At 72.2% G+C, this 21,368-nt stretch carries 18 protein-coding genes and 1 pseudogene; 11 read left to right on the plus strand and 8 right to left on the minus strand.

The window, feature by feature from the left end:
- Positions 1-27: 27 nt before the first annotated feature.
- From DN069_RS11350 to DN069_RS11360, 3 genes are all read right to left on the minus strand, one after another.
- Positions 28-3,051 carry an alpha-mannosidase gene (locus tag DN069_RS11350; RefSeq protein ID WP_111500789.1) on the minus strand — a complete coding sequence of 1,008 codons (3,024 nt, stop codon included), beginning with the start codon at positions 3,049-3,051 and terminating at the stop codon, positions 28-30.
- 63 nt (positions 3,052-3,114) lie between these two features.
- Entirely contained in the window at positions 3,115-4,206 is a 1,092-nt protein-coding gene (locus DN069_RS11355; protein ID WP_111500790.1) for a Gfo/Idh/MocA family protein, read from the minus strand.
- Entirely contained in the window at positions 4,191-4,853 is a 663-nt protein-coding gene (locus DN069_RS11360; RefSeq protein WP_111500791.1) for a ThuA domain-containing protein, read from the minus strand. Before DN069_RS11360 ends, DN069_RS11355 begins: the two co-directional genes overlap by 16 nt.
- A gap of 268 nt (positions 4,854-5,121) precedes the next feature.
- On the opposite strand from DN069_RS11360, the gene DN069_RS11365 reads away from it, so the two are divergent.
- The 4 genes from DN069_RS11365 (at position 5,122) to DN069_RS11380 (ending at position 8,635) form a co-directional block, all read left to right on the plus strand.
- On the plus strand, positions 5,122-6,141 hold the full coding sequence (locus DN069_RS11365) for a hydroxyacid dehydrogenase (RefSeq protein ID WP_424556275.1): 1,020 nt from the start codon (positions 5,122-5,124) through the stop codon (positions 6,139-6,141).
- Between the two features lie 21 nt (positions 6,142-6,162).
- Positions 6,163-7,149: an ROK family protein gene (locus tag DN069_RS11370; RefSeq protein WP_111500793.1), complete on the plus strand. Its 987-nt coding sequence runs from the start codon at positions 6,163-6,165 to the stop codon at positions 7,147-7,149.
- Positions 7,146-7,820, plus strand: coding sequence for a ThuA domain-containing protein (locus DN069_RS11375; protein ID WP_111500794.1), 675 nt, complete (start codon positions 7,146-7,148; stop codon positions 7,818-7,820). The genes DN069_RS11370 and DN069_RS11375 overlap by 4 nt, the downstream gene beginning before the upstream one ends.
- A 110-nt stretch (positions 7,821-7,930) precedes the next feature.
- Positions 7,931-8,635: a hypothetical protein gene (locus DN069_RS11380; RefSeq protein ID WP_133259891.1), complete on the plus strand. Its 705-nt coding sequence runs from the start codon at positions 7,931-7,933 to the stop codon at positions 8,633-8,635.
- Between the two features lie 19 nt (positions 8,636-8,654).
- Here DN069_RS11380 and DN069_RS11385 read toward each other — a convergent pair whose 3' ends face one another.
- On the minus strand, positions 8,655-11,273 hold the full coding sequence (locus DN069_RS11385) for an ATP-binding protein (protein ID WP_165845468.1): 2,619 nt from the start codon (positions 11,271-11,273) through the stop codon (positions 8,655-8,657).
- 461 nt (positions 11,274-11,734) lie between these two features.
- Between DN069_RS11385 and DN069_RS11390 the strand changes: the two genes are divergently transcribed.
- Together DN069_RS11390 and DN069_RS11395 are read left to right on the plus strand one after the other, a co-directional pair.
- On the plus strand, positions 11,735-13,534 hold the full coding sequence (locus DN069_RS11390) for a hypothetical protein (RefSeq protein WP_133259892.1): 1,800 nt from the start codon (positions 11,735-11,737) through the stop codon (positions 13,532-13,534).
- Positions 13,535-13,546: 12 nt separating this feature from the next.
- Positions 13,547-14,806, plus strand: coding sequence for a S53 family peptidase (locus DN069_RS11395; RefSeq protein WP_111500798.1), 1,260 nt, complete (start codon positions 13,547-13,549; stop codon positions 14,804-14,806).
- 7 nt (positions 14,807-14,813) lie between these two features.
- Here DN069_RS11395 and DN069_RS11400 read toward each other — a convergent pair whose 3' ends face one another.
- The gene (locus DN069_RS11400) at positions 14,814-15,791 is read right to left on the minus strand and encodes a helix-turn-helix domain-containing protein (protein ID WP_111500799.1); all 978 of its coding nucleotides are present in this window, start codon (positions 15,789-15,791) and stop codon (positions 14,814-14,816) included.
- A 104-nt stretch (positions 15,792-15,895) separates the two neighbouring features.
- Here DN069_RS11400 and DN069_RS11405 point away from each other — a divergent pair, with 104 nt between their 5' ends.
- Complete coding sequence (locus DN069_RS11405) at positions 15,896-16,354, plus strand: cupin domain-containing protein (RefSeq protein ID WP_111500800.1); 459 nt, start codon at positions 15,896-15,898, stop codon at positions 16,352-16,354.
- Positions 16,355-16,425: 71 nt separating this feature from the next.
- The gene (locus DN069_RS11410) at positions 16,426-17,253 is read left to right on the plus strand and encodes an alpha/beta fold hydrolase (protein ID WP_111500801.1); all 828 of its coding nucleotides are present in this window, start codon (positions 16,426-16,428) and stop codon (positions 17,251-17,253) included.
- 157 nt (positions 17,254-17,410) lie between these two features.
- On the opposite strand, the gene DN069_RS11415 is transcribed toward DN069_RS11410, so the two are convergent.
- Positions 17,411-18,040: a TetR/AcrR family transcriptional regulator gene (locus DN069_RS11415; protein WP_111500802.1), complete on the minus strand. Its 630-nt coding sequence runs from the start codon at positions 18,038-18,040 to the stop codon at positions 17,411-17,413.
- Between the two features lie 66 nt (positions 18,041-18,106).
- Here DN069_RS11415 and DN069_RS11420 point away from each other — a divergent pair.
- A pseudogene (locus tag DN069_RS11420) lies at positions 18,107-18,367 on the plus strand (FAD-dependent monooxygenase); the annotation flags it as partial.
- A 56-nt stretch (positions 18,368-18,423) separates the two neighbouring features.
- On the opposite strand, the gene DN069_RS11425 reads toward DN069_RS11420, so the two are convergent.
- A complete protein-coding gene (locus DN069_RS11425) occupies positions 18,424-19,107 on the minus strand; it encodes a TetR/AcrR family transcriptional regulator (protein ID WP_111500804.1) in 684 nt (227 codons plus the stop codon).
- Between the two features lie 111 nt (positions 19,108-19,218).
- Here DN069_RS11425 and DN069_RS11430 point away from each other — a divergent pair, with 111 nt between their 5' ends.
- Entirely contained in the window at positions 19,219-20,079 is an 861-nt protein-coding gene (locus tag DN069_RS11430) for an SDR family oxidoreductase (protein WP_111500805.1), read from the plus strand.
- Positions 20,080-20,175: 96 nt separating this feature from the next.
- Here DN069_RS11430 and DN069_RS11435 read toward each other — a convergent pair whose 3' ends face one another.
- Positions 20,176-20,601, minus strand: coding sequence for a CBS domain-containing protein (locus DN069_RS11435; protein ID WP_111500806.1), 426 nt, complete (start codon positions 20,599-20,601; stop codon positions 20,176-20,178).
- 263 nt (positions 20,602-20,864) lie between these two features.
- Here DN069_RS11435 and DN069_RS11440 point away from each other — a divergent pair, with 263 nt between their 5' ends.
- On the plus strand, positions 20,865-21,341 hold the full coding sequence (locus DN069_RS11440; protein ID WP_133259893.1) for a DUF5994 family protein: 477 nt from the start codon (positions 20,865-20,867) through the stop codon (positions 21,339-21,341).
- Positions 21,342-21,368 lie beyond the last annotated feature (27 nt).

A 21,368-nucleotide genomic window follows, 5' to 3' on the forward strand; every position in this document is an offset into this window, starting at 1 on the left:
CGATCGGGGGTGGCCGGTGTCGGGGTGTCAGGCCCGCGGCAGGCGCAGGGTCACCAACTGGAAGGGGCGCAGGTCGAGCGAGACGCTCCCCTGCCCGGCCGCCTGCGGCCCGGCGTCGGCGAGCTGCCGCTCCAACAGGTCCGTCAGGACGGCGCGGTCGGCGGCGAAGGCGTCGGCCACGGCGAGGGTGGCGCGGGCCCGTCCGCCGTGGGCCTCGTAGAGCCGGACCACGAGGTCGCCGCTGCGGTCGTCGGCCAGCTTGACCGCGCTGACGACCACCGCGTCCCCGTCCACCGTCACTAGCGGCGCCACCTCGCTCGCGGCGCCGGTGACCCGTCGCTCGGGCAGGTTGGCCCGGTAGCCCTCGCGGACCGCGTCGGCGATCGCTCCCGGCACCAGCGCGTGCCGGAAGCGGTGGACGCCCTGGTCGGTCTCCGGGTCGGGGTAGCGCGGGGCGCGCAGCAGCGAGGCCCGGACAGTCGTGGTGGTGCCGCCGTCGGCGGCGCGCACCGTGCGGGTGACGTCGTGGCCGTAGGTCGCGTCGTTGACGACGGCCACGCCCCAGCCCGGCTCGTCGACGTGCACGAAGCGGTGGTTGCAGGCCTCGAACTTGGCCCACTCCCAGCTGGTGTTCTGGTGGGTGGGCCGGTAGGCGTGCCCGAACTGGGTTTCCGAGGCGTAGCGGTCGGCCTTCACGTCGAGGGGGAAGGCCAGCTTCAGGAAGCGCTCACGCTCGTGCCAGTCCACCTCGGTGTCGATGTCGAGCCGCTTCACGCCGTGCGGCACCGACAGGAGTTGGACGACCCTCGACGCGCCGAAGTCCCGCTCGACGCGGACCGAGGCACCCTCGACGCCGAGAGCGGCGACCTCGACCAGGTCGCGGCCGGTGTTGCGGTAGAACGCGTCGACGTCCCAGGCGTCCCACTGGTTGGGGAAGTCGGGGTGCAGCTGGAGCAGGTTGGCGGCCTGCCCCGGAGCGACCGACTCCCGCCCGGCGGCGAAGTCGTAGGCGGAGACCACCAGCCCGCGCGCGTCGATCTCGACCCGCAGCAGGCCGTTGTCCAGCACGTACCCGCCGCCCTCGCGCGGCCGGGGCACCACCGCCCCGGCCGCCCCGGCTTCGGGCGCGGCACCGCCCGCGGGCACCCCACCGCGCGCGTGGGGCGCGCCGTTGAAGACCAGCTCGACCGAACCCTCACCGGCCAGCGCCCGCTGGGCGGTCGCGATGATCCCCTCCAACTCCTCCCCCACCCGGGCGTAGGTCTCCCGGGCCTCGCGGTGCACCCAGGCGATGGAGGAGCCGGGCAGGATGTCGTGGAACTGGTGCAGCAGCACCGTCTTCCAGATCCGGTCCAACTCCTGGTACGGGTACGGCACTCCGGCGCGCACCGCCGCCGTCGCGGCCCACAGCTCGGCCTCCGTCAGCAGTGATTCGCTGCGCCGGTTTCCGCGCTTGGTCTGCGCCTGGCTGGTCAGCGTGGCGCGGTGCAGTTCGAGGTAGAGCTCGCCGACCCAGACGGGCGGGTTCGGGTACTCGGCCTCGGCCCTGTCGAAGAACTCGGCGGGGGCCTCCCAGCGCACGGTGGCGGAGCCCTCCAGGTTCCGCAGGCGCGCCGCCTTGGCAACCATCTCGCGCGTCGTGCCGCCGCCCCCGTCGCCGTAGCCGGTCGGCGCGAGCGAGCGGGTGGCGACGCCCTTCTCCTTGAAGTTGTTCGCCGCGTGCGCGATCTGACGGCCGCGCATCTCGCAGTTGTAGGAGTCCACGGGCGGGAAGTGGGTGAAGATCCGGCTGCCGTCGATGCCCTCCCACAGGAAGGTGTGGTGCGGGAAGCGGTTGGTCCGGCTCCAGGAGATCTTCTGGGTCAGCAGCCGGCGTGCCCCGGCCGCCTTGATGATCTGCGGCAGCCCGGCGGCGAAGCCGAAGGTGTCCGGCAGCCACGCCTCCTCGCTCTCGATGCCGAACTCCTCCAGGAAGAAGCGCTTGCCGTGCACGAACTGACGGGCCATCGCCTCCGAGCCCGGCATGTTGGTGTCGGACTCCACCCACATACCGCCGACGGGCACGAAACGCCCGTCCGCCACGGCCTTCTTGACCCGGGCGAAGACCTCCGGCCGGTGCTCCTTGATCCAGGCGAACTGCTGGGCCTGGGACATGGCGAAGACGAACTCCGGCTCCTCCTCCATCAGCGCGGTCATGTTGGAGGTCGTCCGGGCGACCTTGCGCACCGTCAAGCGCAGTGGCCACAGCCAGGCGGAGTCGATGTGGGCGTGACCGACCGCGCTGATCCGGTGCGCGGCCGGGACGGCGGGGGCGGCAAGCACCCCGGCCAGCTCGTCCCTGGCCGCCTGGGCGGTGGCGTTCACGTCCTGCAGGTCCACGGCGTCCAGGGCGCGGCTGACCGCGCGCAGGATCTCCCAGCGGCGGGCGCTCTCCAGCGGCAGCTCGGCCATCAGCTCGCCGAGCACCTCCAGGTCCATGACGAGGTCCCACACCGTCTCGTCGAAGACCGCCAGCCGCATCGGGCCGAGCACGTACTGGGGCGCGTCGCCGGCCGTGGCCCGGTCGCCCAGCGGCGTCGGCTGGAACGGCACGCCGGCCGAGTCCAGGTCCGGATTGGAGGCCGCCTCGATCCGCCAGTGCACCTGCTCGCCGCCGGTCACCGGGGATCCCACCCGCACATAGGAGTTGCGCGGATGCAGGCCCTTCACCGGGGAGCCGTCGGGGAGGTGGACCAGGCCCTCGCACTGGAAGCCGGGGGTGCGCGGGGTGAAGCCGAGGTCGAGCACGGCCTCGACGGTCCGCCCGGCCCACTCGGCGGGGACCGTCCCGGTGACCTTGAACCAGCTGGTCCCCCAGGGCGCACCCCACGGCGTGCCCTCGGCGATCGGGCGGGTCGGCGCGGTCAGCCCCTCGGCCACGGGCACGGGCTCACCCGGGGTGGACCAGATCTCGACGTCCAGGGGGGCCGTCAGCGGGTACAGGGCCGGACGGATGCGCTCCCGCAGGACGCGCTCCAGTCGTGCTTCGACCAGTTGCCGGTCGTCGTGCATGGGATGGGATCTCCTGTTGCTACGAACGTACGGGGTGCGGATCAGGGGACGGTGTGCGCTTGCTCAGGCCACCGGGGCAGGGCGCTCACAGGTGCTGACGACCGGGAGGGCGCGGCCCTGTCCGGCGGACTCCGTCAGGGTGAGCATGACGTCCAGGACGTGGGCGGCGAGTTCGGCCGAGGCACGGTGCGGTCGCCCCGCCGCCAGTGCCTCGGCGAGGTCGGCGAGGCCCGTGCCGCGCCCGGCATCCCGGTAGCCGGCGCTCGGCTCCAGGGCCTGCCAGCCGTCGCCGCGGTTGATCTCGACGGGCCCGTCGAAGTTGTTGGGGTCGGGCACCGACAGCGAGGCCTCGGTGCCGTGGACCTCGATCCGCGGCAGGCGCGCGGCCTTGACGTCGAAGCTCATCACCAGGGTGCTCAGCGCGCCGTCGGCGTGCTCCAGGATGCCGGTGATGTGCGTGTCCACCTCCACCGGGAAGCTCTGCCCGGCGCGGGGGCCGCTGCCGATGGTCCGCTCGGACCTCGGACGCGAGGAGGCCCCCGTCACCTTGACCACGGGACCCAGCAGATGGACCAGCGCGGAGAGGTAGTAGGGGCCCATGTCGAGCAGCGGGCCGCCGCCGGGACGGTAGTAGAACTCCGGGTCCGGGTGCCACTTCTCGTGCCCGGAGCCGGTCATGAACGCGGTGGCGGAGACGGGCCTACCGATCAGGCCGTCGTCGACGGCCCTGCGGGCGGTCTGGGTCCCGGTGCCGAGGACGGTGTCGGGCGCGCAGGCGACCCGCCGTCCGGCGGCGCGGGCCGCCGCAAGGACGGCCTCGGCCTCCTTGCGGTCGACGGCGAGCGGCTTCTCGCCGTAGACGTGCTTGCCCGCGCCGAGCGCGGCCAGGGCCACCTCGGCGTGCGCGGCGGGGATGGTCAGGTTGAGCACGGCGTCCACGTCGTCCCGGGCGACCAGCTCGGCGACGGACCCGACGACCGCGACCCCGTTGCCCCCCGCCCCGGTCGACGCGTCCCGGGCGAGGGCCTCGGCACGCTCACGGTCCAGGTCGGTCGCGGCGGTGGGCCGGACCGACGTCAGGCGGGCCAGCGTGTCGAGATACGCGCCGCTGATCTTGCCCGCGCCCACGATGCCGATCCTCAGCGGCTCGCCCACAGCAGTCCCCTCTCGGTCAACGTGCGGACCTCCGGCACGTCGAAGTCGTCGGGCTTGTGCCCGATGGTCGATACGAAGACCCGCCCGGCGCCCCAGGTGCGGGTCCAGACCGCCGGCGTGACCGCGGGCCGGTCGCGCAGCTCGTCGGGCGGGAAGGTGGTGGTGGCCAGCACCTCGATGTGCGGGTCGGTGAGCATCCAGTACTGCTCGGTGTGCACCTGGAAGTCCGTGAGCCCGGCGAGGACAGGGTGCTCCGCGTGCTCGGGCAGCAGGTGCACGGTGTGGTCGTGGAACCCGGGCGGGTGCATCACGAACCGGCCGCCGGTCAGCAGGTGGTAGCCGTGGTCGAGGAACGAGTCGACGATGCCGCCGTGCCAGCCGGCCAGTCCGCTGCCGCCGCGCACGGCCGCGGCGAGGTTGTCGCACTGCTCGCGGGTGATCGTGCCCATGGTCCAGCACTGCACGATCAGGTCGGTGGCGGCCAGGCGCTCCGCGTCCTCGTAGACGGCGAGGCTCTCCGAGGTCTCGACGGCGAACCCGTGCTCCTTCAGGAAGGGGACGAAGCTGTCGCTGATCGCCACGGGCTGGTGTCCGTCCCAGCCGCCGCGGACGACCAGGGCCCGCCGGGTGGCGTTGTCAGAGGTCAAGGTGGTGGCACGCTCCCCTCGGCACCGCGCGCCGAGGCGCCCGGAGTTGGGTGGTAGTCGCTTGCCCGGCGAACCTACGAATCAGCGTCCGAGTTTGTCAATACGTTGGATGAACTCTGATGCACAGAACTCGGCTGCCGCCATGGTGGGCGCCGCATCGATGCCCTGACGGGCCATTGACTTAGCCCAGTCGATGGATTTACTGTCCGGTGGCCGCTCAGGCCGCGGCCCCGCTCCCCTCCCCTGTCAGCGCCCGAGATCCAGGAGGATCACCGTGGCCGATCGACCCACGGCGGCGTTCGCCATGGATCCCGTCAACGTCAGTCGACTGTTCCCGCCCGTTCTCATGGATCGGCTCGCCTCCCTGCTCGACCTGGGCGAGCCCGGAGCGCCCCGTGTGATCTCCGGCCTCGCGACCGACGCGCAGCGCGCCGCCCTCGCCGAGGTCGAGGTACTGGTCACCGGGTGGGGGTGCCCGCCGCTGGACGAGCGGGCCGTGGCAGCCGCTCCGCGCCTGCGCGTCGTGCTCCACTCAGCGGGCACAGTAAGGGAGTTGGTCAGTGACGCCTGCTGGGAGCGGGGTGTCGTCGTCTCCACCGCCGCCGAGGCCAACGCCCGGCCCGTGGCCGAGTACACGCTGGCCGCGATCCTGCTCGCGGGCAAGGACGCGTTCCGCCTCAGCCGCACCTCCGCCCAGGAGGGCCGACAGCGGCCCGGCGCGGGCGCCGAGGTGGGCAACTACCGGCGACGGGTCGGCGTCATCGGCGCCTCCCGGGTCGGCCGCGCCCTGCTCGACCTGCTGCGGCCCTTCCACTTCGTGGTCTCCCTCAGCGACCCGTACGTCGACGAGGCGGAGGCCGCCCGGCTCGGCGTGACCCTGCTCCCCCTCGACGACCTGCTGCGCGGCAGCGACGTCGTCACCCTGCACGCACCCGACAACCCGCAGACCTACCGGCTGCTGGACCGCCGCAAGCTGGCGCTGATCCCCGACGGCGCGACGTTGGTCAACACCTCACGCGGCGCGCTGGTCGCGCCGGACGCGCTGGAGGCAGAGCTCGTCTCCGGCCGCATCAACGCGGTCCTGGACGTCACCGAGCCGGAGCCGCTCCCGCGCTGGTCGCCGCTGCACGGCCTGCCCAACGTCGTGCTCACCCCGCACATCGCCGGCTCGCTCGGCAACGAGCTGGAGCTGCTGGGCCGTTCGGTGGTCGAGGAGGCGGAGCGCCTGGCGGCCGGGGTGCCACTCCGCCACGAGGTGCGCCGGACCGACCTGCCCCGGATGGCGTGAAGCGTGACGGGACATCCGGGCATGAGAAGTGACGCGCTGGTCGCGGCCCTGGACATCGGCGGCACGAAGATCGCGGGCGGGCTGGTGGACCGGGCGGGGACGCTGTTGCACGAGGTCCAGGTCCCGACCCCGGCCAAGGCGGAGGCCGCGCAGGTCCTCGGCGCGGTCCGCGCCGTGCTCGACCTCCTCGTCGCGCACGAGGGTTGGCGCGCGGTGGACCGGGTCGGCGTCGGCAGCGCCGGACCGGTGGACACGGTGGCGGGCACGGTCAGCCCGGTGAACATCCCCGCCTGGCGCGACTATCCGCTCGTCGCCCGGATGGCCGCGCACCCGGCCGTGGCCGTCGGGCGGCTCCGGGTGGTGCTGGGCGGGGACGCGGTCGCCATGACCGCCGCGGAGCACTGGGCGGGCGCCGCCCGTGGCTTCTCCCACGCGCTGTGCCTGGTGGTCTCCACGGGCGTCGGCGCGGGGCTGGTCCTGCACGGTGAGGTCCACGCGGGAGCGACCGGCAACGCCGGACATCTGGGCCACATCACCGTCGACCTCGACGGCGACCCCTGCCCCTGCGGCTCGCGCGGCTGCCTGGAGCGCGTGGCGAGCGGCACCGCCATCGCGGCGTGGGCCTCCGGCCACGGCTGGCGCCCGGAGGGTGACGACACGTCGGCCGCGGCGGTCGCGGCCTCCGCCCGCGCGGGCGACCCGGTGGCACTCGCCGCCTTCGACCGCGCGGGCCGGGCGCTGGCCGCGGGCATCGCCGCGACAGCGACCCTGGTGGAGCTGGAGGCGGCGATCCTCGGCGGCGGCGTCCTGCGCGCGGGCGAGCTGCTCCTCGACCCCCTCCGCCGCCACCTGCGCACCTACGCGGCGCTGCCCTTCACCCGCGGCATCCAGATCCTGCCCGCCGCGCTGGGCACCCGCGCCGGCCTGGTCGGCGCCGCCGCGTTGGCCCTGCGGCCGATCCCGGCCGGCGAGCCGGAGCTGACACCCCTCCGAAGGGACGTCCCGTGACCACTAGCCCTCCGGTGATCGCCGTCTTCACCCGCACCACCGGCTACCGCCACGACTCCATCCCGGCGGCCGTCGCCGCGTTCGAGGAGCTGGGCGCGGCGAACGGTCTCACCGTCCTGCACACCGAGGACCCCGTGGTCCTCACCCGCGCGCTGGAGAACGGCGGCTGCGCGGTCGCCGTGTTCGCCTCCACCAGCGGCGACGTCCTGGACGACGACGCCCGCCGGGCGCTGGAGCGTCAGGTGCGTGGCGGCGGAGGCTTCCTGGCCCTGCACTCCGCCGCCGGAACGGAACCCGGCTGGCCCTTCTACGCCGAACTCCTGGGCGGCGTCCGCTTCGACGGGCACCCCGAACTCCAGCCCGCCACCGTGACGGTGGAGGACCACGCCCACCCCGCCACCGCCCACCTGCCCGCGCGGTGGACGTGGACCGACGAGTGGTACGACTTCACCGCGAACCCACGACCCGGCGTCCGCGTCCTCGCGAGCGTCGACGAACTCGGCTACCACGGTGGCCGGATGGGCGCGGACCACCCGCTGGTCTGGTGCCACACGCTGGACGCGGGCCGCTGCCTGGTCACCGCCCTCGGCCACACCGGCGACGCCTACCAGGACCCCGCCTTCCGCGCCCACCTGCTCGGCGCCCTCTCCTGGGCCGGTCGCCTCCGCTAGCCTCACGGGGTTTACGGGCTTCTCAGGGAACGTCCAGAGCCGCCTCATGGCCGCGCGGAAGTCTGGGTTCCAGGCAGCTCGCCACCCCAACGCAGCGGGAGGACGCGGTCATGAACAGCAACGAACCGGCAGCACACCCTCGGCCCGGCGACGAATGGCCCGGGAGCAGGAGGAAGAAGGGTGTCGTCGTGGCCGCGGTGATCGCGGCGGCAACCCTCCTGGTCGGCGGCGCCGCGGCGGTGCCCGCCTCGGCGCAGGGAGCCTCCGGCTCCAACGCGCGCTCCGGCCCGGCCGAGGGAGGAACGACCGGCACGGTCTCGGCCGTGTCGGGCTCCGGCTTCACCGTGACGACGGCGACCGGCGAGACGGCGACCGTCACCGAGACGCCCACGACGAGTTACGCAGAAGGCAGCGCGTCCGCGTCCTCGTCGGCGGTAACGGCAGGCGCGCCCGTCCTGGTCCTCGGCACGGTGAACAGCACCGCCGTCACCGCCTCGCAGGTGATCGTGCAGCCACCCGGCAGCGGGTCGACAAGCTCGACGGCGTCCCAGGTCGTCCCGTTCCAGAGCGGAGCGCCGAGCGTGTCCAAGCAGGTCGGCCAGGTCCCCGCCAACTACACGGAGGGCTCGGGCACGATCGTCGGCGGAACGAGCGCGGACAAGGCGACCGAGGCGGCCCTGGCGGCCTACCCGGGCGGCGTCGTGGACCGGGTCGTCCAGCTCGGTAACGGCGAGTACGAGGTGCACTTCATCGGCGTCGACTGGCCCCACCATGTCTTCGTGACGTCGGCCTTCACGGTCGCCGGAGCCGACTGACCGCGTCGCGTCGGTCGGCCTACGAGCTGGCGTCCAGGCTCGCTCGGACACGCGCGGCCTCGGTCTTCAGGCCGAGGTTCCGGAACATGTCGAGGGCCTGGTCGAGGTGTCCGCCACTGTCCTCGACACGTCCGAGTTGCCGGTAGCACTCGCCGATACCCGCGTGGGCGGCGGCTTCGACGGCGGTCATGTGGGTCCGGCGGGCCAGGTCCAGGACGTCGCGGTAGAGCCGCAGGGCGCGGGCGTGGTCGCCGGTCGCGGCGACGGTCCCGGCGTAGAGGTCCAGGGCCCAGGCCTCGTTCCCCCGGGCGCCGATGCGGCGGAAGATGTCGAGGGCGTCCTGGAGATCCGGGAGCCCGTCCTCGGGGTCACCGGCGAGGCGCTTGAAGTAGCCGAGGTTGCCCAGCGCGTTGCCTTGGCCGTTGGGGTCGGCCAGCTCGCGGAAGAGTTCGAGCGCCTGCCGTGCCGCGTCGATGGCGGCGAAGTGGTCGCCGGCGTGGGCGTAGGCCTGGCCGAGCCCCAGGAATGCCCTGGCCTGGCCGATCCGGTTGCCGGCCTGGCGGTGCAGGTGCAGGGCTTGTTGCTGGTAGCGGGTGGCGGTGGGGTAGTCGCCGGTGGTCTCGTGGACCACGCCGAGGTTCGACAGGGCGGTGGCCTGCCCCTCCTGGTGGCCGAGCGCCTCGTAGCCGGCGAGGGCGGCGTGGAGGTCGCGCTCGGCGGCCGGGTAGTCGCCGTTGAGCCGGTACACCGTTCCTCGCTGGGTGTGGGCGTTGGCCAGTCCGAGGCGCTCGTCCAGTCGCGCGTACCGCACGATCGCGTGGTGAAGGTGCCGCTCTGCCAGCGCGCGCTCGCCGGTGAACGCGCTGATCTGCGCGAGTAGCGTCAACGCGTTGGCGTGCCCGAGGTGCGCGCCCGCCCGTTCGCAGTGGTCCAGTGCGACGTCCAGGTCGGCGGCGGCGCCGGTGAAGTCTCCCGTCAGGGCTCGCACATAGGCGAGGTCGGTCAGCGTGGTGCCCAGGACGGCAGGCAGGCGCAGTCCCTCGGCCAGGCCGGCGGCGGTGGTGTGCACGGTGATCGCCTCGTCCCACGGGCCGTCGGTCGCCAGCAGGGAGGCTGTCGCGCCCGCGAGCCGCACGGCCCGGAGCGGGTCGTCGGTAGCGGCGCGGCCGAACGCGGCCAGCAGGTTGGCTCGTTCGGTGCGCAGCCAGGCCCAGGCCGCGGTGCGGTCCGCCAACGTGGGAGCGACCCTCGGCGCGGGACCCTCGACCGGGAGCCGTGGCGTCGAGGTCACCAGAGCCTGCGCGCACCGGGCGGTGTGCTGGTAGTAGTCCAGCAGCCGGGCAGTGGCGGGGCCCGCCGCGCCGGGTGCCTCCTGTCCGGCCAGCGTGCGGGCGTAGGCGCGGACGAGGTCGTGCAGGCGGTAGCGTCCGGCCTGGTGCTGCAGCAGCAGGTTGTGGTCGAGCAGGGACTCCAGCAGCTCCTCGGCCGTGCGCAGGTCGCCCAGATCGGCCAGATTGGCTGCGGCGCAGGCGTCGATGTCGTCGCCGGGGAGCAGACCGAGCAGGCGGAACAGGCGCCGCTCTGCCTCGGGCAGCCGGGCGTAGGAGGTGGCGAAGACCGCGGTCACGTCGCGCTCGGTGTCGCGCAGGTGGACCAGGCGGTCGGTCGCGTCCCGCAGTTGGGCGACCAGGTCCGCCACGCGCAGGGCCGGACGGTGGCGCAGTCGCGCTCCGGCGATCCGCAGCGCCAACGGGAGCCGGCCGCACAGCTCCGCCAGTTCGGCGAGGGCGTCCGTCTCGTCGTCGGCAGCCCGGTGCGGCCCGGCGACCTGACGCAGCAACGTCGTGGCCTGATGGGTGTCGAGCACGTCCAGGGTCAGCGTGTGCGCGTCGTCCAACCCGGTCAGGCGGGTCCGGGAGGTGATCAGGACCAGGCAGCCGGCTTCACCCGGCAACAGCGGTCGGATCTGGGCGGCGTCGAGGGCATTGTCGAGCAGGACCAGGGTGCGGGTGCCGGCCAGCCGGGACCGGTACAGGGCGGCCCGCGCCTCCACCCCCGGCGGGATCGCCCGCGCGGGCACCTCCAAGGACCGCAGCAGCGTCTCCAGGGCATCGGCCGCCGACATCGGCTCCCGCCCGGCCGAGTGGGCATGCAGATCCACGAAGAGCTGGCCGTCGCCGTAGCGGTCCTTCAGTTGGTGCGCCGCGTGGATCGCCAGCGCGCTCTTGCCGATCCCGGCCATCCCGTCCACCGCGGCGATCACCAGCCAGCCGACGGACTCCGACGCGGTGGCCGCCGCGGTCAACGCGGCCGTCTCCCGCGAGCGGCCGGCGAACAGCCGTGTCGCGGCGGGCAACTGACATCGCGCGTCAGTGGCGTACGCTGCCGCTGAACCGTCGTCGCCGGGGCCGGACGCCGCACCGGCGGCTGGGGTGCCCTGAGCCTGCGTCAACTGCAGGACGCCCAGGACCCCGGAGATGCGACGCATCGTGCTGGGATGCGGTCGTCGGGTCCGGCCGCGCTCGATCTCACTGATCGCGCGCACGCTCACCCCCGCGCGCGTCGCCAACTCCTCGATGGACAGGCCCTTGCTCCGGCGGAGGGCGCGAAGGTCACCGCCCAGAAGCTCCGGCGTCATCGTCGTCCCTCCGCTCGTGGCGCGCCCCAGGCGATCGGTCCGACCACGGAAACTGCCTGGCATTCCGCCGGAAACCATCATCCGAATCGTCATGGTCGGCGGCAAGAGCGCGTTCATAGCCTGACAGCGGGCGAACCACAGGTGTTCTGCCGACGAACAGGAACGCTTCGGCAATCCCTGCGCGGTTCACACATTCTCAGGAGGTCCTGCTGGTGAGAGCACTACCGTCAACGTCGACCCGACGACTCCGAACACGTGGCGGCGGCAAGGCCTGCCTCGCGCTGGCCTGCGCGGCCGGATTCGTGCTGGCTCCCGTGGCCGGCAGCGCGTCGGCCTACGCGACGCCGTCGGCGAGCCCCTCGCCGCCGCCCGGAGTACCACTCCCGGGCGGTGACCGCGTCGTGTATCAGGGGGCGAGTGGACACCGGACGTACAACGTGGTCGGGCGCGACGGCAGGACCGTGCCGTTCCTGAAGTTCGATCCGGGCAACGGGCACAGCTACGTCATCCCGGCCTCCGCGTTGTCCGACGTCGCGTCACTCGACACCGCGCAGTACGACGTGCCGCAACTGTCGCATTCCGCAGCCCCGCTCGCCACGACGCTGGCGCGGCAGGCGTCGTCCGGCTATCCGCTGCACATCGTCCAGATCAACGCGAAGGACCTGGCCTCGGGGCCGGCACAGAACGCCCTGAGCTTTGTGATGAACGTCGACTCCGCCGGCAAGTTCGCCGCGGTGATCCCGGACATCGGCGGGGTGGCCCGCGTGGCCGTGCCGGTGGGGAACTACGCCATCTACACCGGGTTCGCCGAGTACGACGCGAGTGGCAATCCCACGGGCCTGCGTCTGGTGCTGCAGGACAACCTGGCGGTGCCGCACACCACCGGCGTCTCCGTGGTCACCGCCGACGAACGCGCCGCCACCGCCCAGGTCACCGCGGCCACGCCGCGGCCCGCGACGTCGGACAACGTGACGTTGGACGTGACCCGGACCGACGCCGTCGGCAACGCGATTCCGGTCCAGGCCGTCGCGTCAGGCAACGTCTTCGTCTCCCCGCAGGGCGCGCCGACGATCGGGAAGCTGAGCTCGCAGGCGATGTGGGACGGGGTGAGCCCGGCGGGTACCCGCTCGCCGTACCGCTACGACGTCCTGCTCCCGCAGACCGACGGTGTTCCCGCGAACGAGACCTACCCGGTGTCGGCGAGCGGGTTGGCCTCGCTCCACTACACCTTCGACACCGACGCGGCCAACACCGCCCACACCGGCCTGTACCAGATCGGCGTGCGCAGCCAGCAGTTGGGCGGCCTGGTCGGCACCTACCCGGTGACGGTGCCCATGAGCCTCACCGACTACGTCACCGCACCGCTGCCCACCGGATTCGCGTGGCTCCAGAGCTACTACGCGGAGCTGGGCAAGGCACCGGACGAGGGGTTCGCGGGCCTGCAGCCGGGCGACCTGCCGAGCTTCACCGGCGGGCAACAGGTGTGGCGCACCTGGGGGCACGGGCCGTTGGCCCCGCAGGTCGGCCGGTTCAACGGCCCCAACCTCTGTTTCGCCTGCGTGGCCGGAACGTCGATGGGCATCGGCTTCAACGGCGACTTCACCGACAGTGAACCCGAGACGTCCGGCTACTACGAAGTCCCCTTCGGGTACCCCAACCCGACCGTCGAGAACTTCACGGTCTACCGGGACGGCCAACAGATCGCCCAGCAGCCAGGCGTGGGCGCGTGGTTGTCCGACGTCCCACAGCACGTCGACACCTACCGCGCGGTGTTCGACGTCGACGCGAGCGGGATCAGCTCGGTGTCACAGGCCACGAAGACCCACACGGACCTGACGTTCGTCTACAACCCCGCCGACGACCCGCACTTGACGCTGCCCCCGGGCGACTCCTGCTACGAGGGGTTCAGCGATCCCGCGTCGTGTCGGATCCTCCCCATGCTGAACCTGAACTACCGGCTGAACACCGACGGGAGCAACACCGGCCACGCCGTGTCGGTCCTGAGCCTGACGGTGGGTCACGAGAGCTACGACGGCCAGGGTTCGCAGGCCGCGGCCACGTCGGCGAAGGTCGAGGTCTCCTTCGACGGGGGCGCCACCTGGACCTCGGCGGCCACTGTCCCGACCGGCCGGGACCACTACCTGGCCATCTGGCCCGACACCGGGGCCAAGGGCAGCATGCCGTCCCTGCGGGTCACCGCGACCGATTCGATCGGCGGCTCCATCACCCAGACCATCACCAACGCCTACACCATCGGCTGACGGGACGTCATCATGAGGCTGATATCCGGATCCCGATTCCGCCTCGGGGCGGCCGCAGTGGGCGTGGCGGCCCTGACGGCGACCGTCTCGACGGCGGCCCTGTCCACCACGGCGTACGCCGGACCGGCCGCGTCCGCGCACACCACCTCCCCCACCGTGCGTGACGTGTGCGGTACGGCGAAGGCCGGGTACGACCGCTGTCTGGCCGAGGTCCGCACGGACGTGCACGAGGGCCTGGGCGTGCGCGGCAAGGCGGCCGCGGCCGTCACCGGGCATGCGGCGGCGCTTCCGGCCGGCTTCGGCCCGGCCGACCTGCAGGCCGCCTACAAGCTGCCGAGTACCGGCGGCGCGAACCAGACCGTGGCGATCGTCGACGCCGGCGACGACGCGACCGCCGAGGCTGACCTCGCCGTCTACCGCTCCACCTACGGCCTGCCGGCCTGCACCACGGCCAACGGCTGCTTCAGGAAGGTGAACCAGACGGGCGCCTCCGCTCCGCTGCCGAAGGACCAGGGCTGGGGCATCGAGATCGCCCTGGACGTGGACATGGTGTCCGCGGCCTGCCCGCAGTGCCACATCCTGCTGGTGGAGTCCGACGACGCCTACTCGCAGAACCTGGCCGCCTCCGTCGACACCGCGGTGCGGCTCGGGGCGACCGAGGTGTCCAACAGCTACGGCGCCACCGAGGGCAACGGCATCCAGGCCGACGCCCGGGACTACGCCCACCCCGGAGTGGCGATCTTCGCCTCCTCCGGCGACAGCGGCTACGGCATCCCGATCGTGCCGGCCGCCTACAGCTCCGTGATCGCCGTGGGCGGTACCTCGCTGACCAAGGACTCCAGCGCGCGCGGCTGGAGCGAGACGGCGTGGTACGGGGCGGGTGCCGGTTGCTCGGCCTGGATCGACAAGCCGGCGTGGCAGACCGACCAGGACTGTCCGGGACGCATGACCGCCGACGTGTCGGCCGACGCCGACCCGTACACCGGTCCCGCGGTGTATGCGACCACCGATGTCGGCCCGTCGGGCGGCTGGACCGTCGTCGGCGGAACCAGCGCCTCCTCCCCGTTCCTCGCCGGGGTGGTCGCGCAGGCCGGAAACCCGGCGAAGTTCCCCAACGCCTCAGCGTTCTACGCGCCGTCGGCCGCCGCCGGCCTGAACGACGTGGTGGGAGGGTCCGACGGATCCTGTGCCGGGGACTACCTCTGTACCGCCGTACCGGGGTACGACGGTCCGACCGGTCTCGGGACGCCGAACGGCCTGTCGGCTTTCTGAGGACGCCTCACGCCCCACCAAGGCGCCTGCGGTCGGCACGCTGCTGCGCGTGCCGACCGCTGTGCGCGGAGGCGCGGCGCATCAGGGCGCCGGTCGGCTTCTGGGATCGGGCGTACTCACTCGGTGTGCTGCCGTAGTGCTTCTTGAAGGTGCGGATGAAGTGGCTGCTGTCCGAGAACTGCCAGTGCGCTGCGAGTTCCGAGATGCTGAGTCGGCGGGACGGCGCGGCGAGCGCGAGCCTGGCTTCTTCCAGCCGCCGCCGGCGGATGTAGGAGATCACTGACTCGCCGGTCGCGGCGAACGCCCGCTGCAGGGTGCGGACGGACACGTTCAAATCCCGTGCCAGTACCGCTGCGGACAACCCCGGGTCAGTCAGGCGGCCGTCGGCGAGCTCCCTGGCCGCCCGGGCCAGCTCGATCAGGGTGCTGTGCGCGGCCTGCGCACCGGCCGGGCCCAGGTCGTGCATCGTCTGGTAGAGCATGTTCGTGTGCGCTGTCAGCAGGCGCACTTCCGCCGTACCCGCCGCGCCCGTGACGGCGCGGTTCCCCAACAGCGGTGTGAGCATGGGCGCCGGCAGCACCAGGACCTTCGCCGTCGTGTCGGCGACGGTTGCGAAGTGCTGCGGCCTTCCGATGTGCTTCAGCAGGAACTGACCGGCCGACACGGTGCGCTCGGTACCGTCGTGCCCGCCCCCCAATGTCCAGGCGCCACGCTTGACGACGTACAGCCGCACCACGTCCTCCGGCCCGCCCAGCGGGCCCTCGGTCCGGATGACAGACGCGCCGCGCAGGTCGGTGACCGCCACGTCGTCCACCCGGACCGCGCGGCTCCTGACCCGGAAGTCGCCCCTCGTGGCCGGGCTGACCGCCGGCAGCGGGGCGGTGGTGCCGAACTCCGCCTCCCACCCGCGCCTGAGCTCAGCCGCCCGTTCTACCGCGACGCCCTGGCCGAGCACCTCTACGCCGGCCGCACCGAAGATAGTCATATCTCATCATGAGAGTGCACTTGCATGAATCGCATAGAGCAGCGCATACTCTCATGAGAGCCAACTCTCACAACGTTGGCAAGCTCTCTTCCCTGGAGGTTCAGATGGCAGACGTCTCCGTGGTCGGCCCCGAGGCCGGCGAGTCGATCCAACTCGGTCCGACCGTGATGCGGATCCTGGAGGACGGCAGCACCACCGGGCACCGCCTGGGCGTCGGCGAGATCACGCTCGCCCCGCACACCGAAGGACCGCCGCAGCACCGCCACGCCCGCCACGACGAGGGCTTCTACGTCGTGTCCGGCGCAGCTCGGTTCACCGTCGGCGAGACCGTCTACGACGCGCCCGCCGGAACGCTGGTCATGATCCCGCCCGGCGCCCCGCACACCTTCGCCAACCCCACTGACGAAACCACCGTCTTGTTGAACACCTTCACGCCGGATCTGTACGTCGACTACTTCCGGGACCTGCGCGACATGATCGCCGGCGGCCGCCCGCTCACCCCCGAGTCCACCGTCGAGGTCATGAGCCGCTACGCCACCGAACCGGCCACCGACTTCGCCTGACCACCCGCAGCGACAAGAACCCGCAGCGCTACCAGGACGCCTCCCGCCTTCCCCCCGAAAGGCCACACACCATGACCGTCCCCGCTTCCACCTCCACGACCCGCACCATCGACCTGCCGGGCGGCCTCGCCGTCACCATGCAGGAGTTCGGCGCCAACGCCGCGGGCACGGGCGTGCTCGTACTGCACGGCGGCGCCGGACCGCGGTCGATGACCGGCTTCGCAGCCGGCCTGTCGCAGCACGCCTACGTCGTCGTGCCGACCCACCCCGGGTTCGACGGCACGCCCCGGCCCGAGACCACCGACACCGTCGCCGACCTGGCCACCGCCTACCTCGACCTGCTCGACGCGCTCGACCTACGCAGCGTCATGGTGGCCGGCAGCTCGGTGGGCGGCTGGATTGCCGCGGAGATGGCGCTGCGCGACAACGCCGCCCGGATCTCCTGCCTGACGCTGCTGGCCTCGACCGGCATCGCCCCCGAACCGCCGGCGCGGATCGCCGACCCGGCCGACCTCGGCCCGGTGAAGACCAGCGAACTCGCCTTCCACAACCCGCAGTTCCGCCTGGACCCGGCCGCTCTCGGCCCCGAACAGCTCGCCGCGATGGCCGCCAACCAGCGCACTCTGGCCGTGTACGCGGGCGACCCGTTCTGCTACGACCCCAAGCTCCAGGGCCGCCTGCACCGGGTCACCGTCCCGGTCCTCGTACTCGCCGGCGAACAGGACGGCATCGCGCCGCTGGCGTACGAGCGCACCCTGGCCGACTCCTTCCCGCACGCCACCTTCCGCCCCGTCGCCGAGGCCGGCCACTTCCCCCACATCGAGCAGCCCGCCGCCGTCTTCGCCGCGATCGGCGACTTCGTCGACACCCAGGTCAAGCCCGGCAGTGAGCCGGCGTGACGACGCCCACGCCCCACCACAGCCGTGAACGTGGCCCTGCCCGCCGTCGGCCGCGATCTGCACGCTCCAGTGAGCGGACCACCGGGTTGAGCATGCTGGCGCCCAGGCCCTGTGCGGCAAGCAGGCATCCCTGACGGCGCAGCGGCATGACGCCTCATCAGCGCGACGCGGCGGCGTCCAAGGCGGCCCGGGTCAAGGTGCTCGCAGTCCGGACGACACTGGCGACGGCCTGCTCGGGGTCCAGGTGCGCCAGGTCGGTCAGGGCGAACAGCGCCTCGGCGCTGACGACGACGGCGAGGTCGTTCTTGAGCTGCCGCAGCGCGGCCGGGTCGGTGGCCGCGAGGGTGTCGTCCAGCGGGGCGAGGGCGAGGTCGATCAGCCCGAAGCGCATGGCCGGCCGAGCGCCGGCCGACTCGGGGCGGGTGATCGTGCCCGCGATCATCGCGCGCGTCGCCCCCTGGTAGGTCAGCACCGTCCGCAGCAGGTGCTCGGTCGCGACCGCGACGCGTTCCACCGGGTCGCGGGAATCCGCGACCGACGCGAGCGCCTCGGCCGGGGACGGCATCTGCCCCGCCATGGCCTCCTGGAGCAGGCTCACCAGGTCCGGGAAGTGCCGGTAGGCCGTCGCCTCGGACACCAACGCGGCCTTGGCCACCTCGGGCATCGCCACCTCGCGCCCGCTGCGCATCAACTCCACCGCGGCCTGCACGATCGCCCGGCGCGTGCGCAGCTTCTGGTTCACACGGCCCGTCGAGGCCTGCGGGGTCGTCGGTTCACTGGTGTCCATGGACCAAGCCTAGCAAGTTGACTCCAATCATGAGACTCAGCTCGCATCAAGCGCTGCCGGATCGGGACCCTGGTCGGCGACGCCGCCCATCCCAGGGCGCCCAACGGCGAAGGGGCGAATCTGGCCATGCAGGACGCCGCCCAACTCGGCCGGGCCCTCGCCGCCTACCCCGACGACATGGAGGCCGCACTGACCGCCTTCGGGCAGGACTTGTTCGCCCGCGCCGTGGCCGTCGAAGCAGACGACGGAATGTACTCACTCATGATCGACGGCCAGGCTCCCCACAGCACGCTCGCCCTGATGACCCACGCCGGAGCAGTCCGCTGACAGCCCGCGACCACAAAGACCCCATGAGGGAAGGCCGCCGACGGCCCCCACGTTGGTCAGGCCGCGTTCCCGGTGGAGTAGCCGCGAAGGACGGCGGTGAGGATGTCGGCGAGGCGCGGTGCGACGTCGACGACAGCGTGGGCGAGTTCGGGGGTGTCCTCGTAGAAGCGGCGCAGTTCGGTGCCGGGTGCGGCCATCTGCCACAGCGCGCCGGCCATGCCGGTGGCGGTCGCGACGGCATTGCCGGCCTGAGCGGGGGTGAGCGGGAGGACCGCGCACAGCGCCGAGCCGACGGCTGCGGCCTCGGTGAGGGCGAGGGTCTTGAAGATGCGGACGGCGTCGAGGGAAACTCCGCGTTCGAGGTTGAGCGGGGTGTGGGCGAGCAAATCGCAGAACAGCGGCCGGGCCGTGAGCGTCCGCGCCAGGACGTCGGCGACCGCGGCGGGTCCGGTCTCCGTGTCAGCAGCGCCTTTGCCCGCCGGCGGGCAAAGGCGGTCGCGGACGTCCTGCGACCATTCCCGCCATCCGTCCGCCGCCAACCGCAGGAAGATCTCCTCCCGGGTCTCGAAGTACCGCAGCATCGCCGACTTGTGCATGCCCACGGCCGAGGCGATGTCGGTGAGGGTCACCGCGCGGACACCGTGCTCGGTGGCCAGGCGCTCGGCCGCCTGGAGGATCGCGGTCTCACGGATCAGCTTGGCCTCGGGGCTGCGGGCGCGCTCGAACTTCGGCTGGTTCACCCGATCATGCTAGCGCAACCGGGTTGCACTATTAACGAAACAGCGTTTCACTAGGAGTGCGCCCCTGGCGCGACCCCCTCAGCTCCCAGTGCAAGTGAAAGCAGGCACGCCATGCCAGCCAAGACGGTCGTCATCACCGGCACCAGCAGCGGCTTCGGTCATCTCGCCGTACGACGTTTCGCCGACGCCGGATGGAACATCGTCGCCACCGTGCGCAAGAAGGCGGACCTCGACGTCCACTCCGGCCTGGACAACGTCAAGACGCTCCTGCTGGACGTCGACGACGAGCAGGCCGACCTTGCGTTCGCTGACCTCGCCCTGTCCCAGTTCGGCAACGTGGACGCCCTGATCAACAACGCCGGCTACTTCCAAGGTGGACCCCTGGAGGCATCGACGATGGACCAGGTGCACCGCCAGTTCCAGACCAACGTCTTCGGGCTGATCGCGCTGAACAAGGCGTTCATCCCGCTCTTCCGCAAGCAGCGGTCCGGCGTGATCGTCAACGTCAGCTCGATCAGCGCCGACGGCGGCTACCCCTACACCTCCGTCTACCAGGCGTCCAAGGCCGCCGTCGCGTCCCTCACGGAGGGCCTGCACGCCGAGCTCGCGGAGTTCGGCGTGATCGTGAAGGCCTTGCACCCCGGCAGCCACGAGACGAAGATCTTCAGCAAGGTCGACCGCGCCGAGGACGTGCCCGCCGACTACGACGCCGGCTGGGCGGCCTTCGCCTCGCTCAACCTCGTCCGCTCGGACCCCGCCGGAACGGCCGAGGTCATGTTCCGCATGGTCACCGACGGCGACCGCAAGAAGGTCCACTACTACTCGGGCCCGGACGGCGAGGCGATCCCGCGCGTGAAGCAACTCCTCGGCCAAGACTGGTACTTCGAGGAGCTCAGCGCCCGCAACCGCGGCCAGGCCAGCCCCCTGTGGACCGCCGTGATGCCGACGCCTGTAGCCGCGCCCGCCGAGTAGCGGGAGCAAGTCCGGACCATGTCCGGCGCGAGCGTGCCCGGTCAGAAGAGCGCATCATGCTGGGGCGCCTCGAGCGACGGGGCGGTCGTGCCGCCCTCAGGACGGCTGCAGGACGGGTGACAGGGCATTGACCCGACGCGTGGTCAGGACACCCAGGAGAAGGCCGTCGTAGTCGACGACGGGCCACGCCCGCAGGCGCTTGAGCCGCATGGCCTCTGCGGCGAACTCGAGTTTCATGGCCGGTCGGGCGAAGGGGCCGCGCTGGTGGGTGACGTCGCGGATGAAGGTGTGCTGGGTGTACCACGAACGGGCCAGGAAGACGAGCAGCGCTGACCTGGTGACCAGGCCCTCGCAGCGTCCGGCGGCGTCGCGCACGAGCAGGTAGGGAATGCCGGGGTTGTCGTCGAAGAGGTCGTTGGCCTGGTCGATGGTGGTGTCGTCGGCGATCTGGTGCTCGTACGGTTCCATGGCGTCGGCCACGGTCAGGCGGGGGCCCGGGGGGGCGAGAGGTTGGCTGGCCACGATGGCACCTGCGCCTGTCTCCGGGCGGCCTTGGACGGCCCGGCGGTGTTGTGAGCCCAGGACGATACCGGACGTGTACCGGATACGGGGTGCCCTGGACGCTTCGAGCCTACTCCGCCGGGGAACAACCGCGGCGGCGACCCGCCGCCGGAGTACGGTGGAGGGAACCGAGGAAGCGCATTCCCACCAACACCCGCGCTGGTGCCGCCCTGGGTCATGACAGGTCCGCTCGCGGACCGGACGGGCGACCTCACATGGCGCCGATGAACCTTTCCTCCTACCCCCCGCCTTTGCGCGTGGACGCGCTCGGCACTCCGCTCCTGCCCCGGCTGCTGCTGGAAGCGACGTTGTCGCGAACCGGAATGTTCGACGGCGCCTGGTGGCCGCGCTCACGCCATGTCCAGGCCGAGCTGCCCGACCTGGTCACCGCGCTGACCGCCCACCTGGGCAGCGTTCTACGGGTCGGACTCGACAGCGTGGCCTGGGACGGGGTCCCCCGCGCGGTCACCGTGAACGGCCGCCTGATCCGGATCAGCTGGTTCCCCGGCTGCGACTGGACCATCAGCCTCACCCGCGGCTTCCAGGACCACTTCCTGCTCCTGGTCATCCCACCGGCCACGGACGCGGACACGGCGTCGGCCGCGATGGCCGGCGCTTCCAGGCGCGGAAATCACAAGACCTCCGCCCAACTGCTCGCTCCGACGTATGCGGCCGACGGCCTTGTTTCCCTCCAGGATTGACAGCCGATCAGGCCGTTGCCCGCCTGA

Origin of the sequence: Streptacidiphilus pinicola (assembly GCF_003258295.1) — a bacterium.
GTDB lineage: Bacteria > Actinomycetota > Actinomycetes > Streptomycetales > Streptomycetaceae > Streptacidiphilus > Streptacidiphilus pinicola.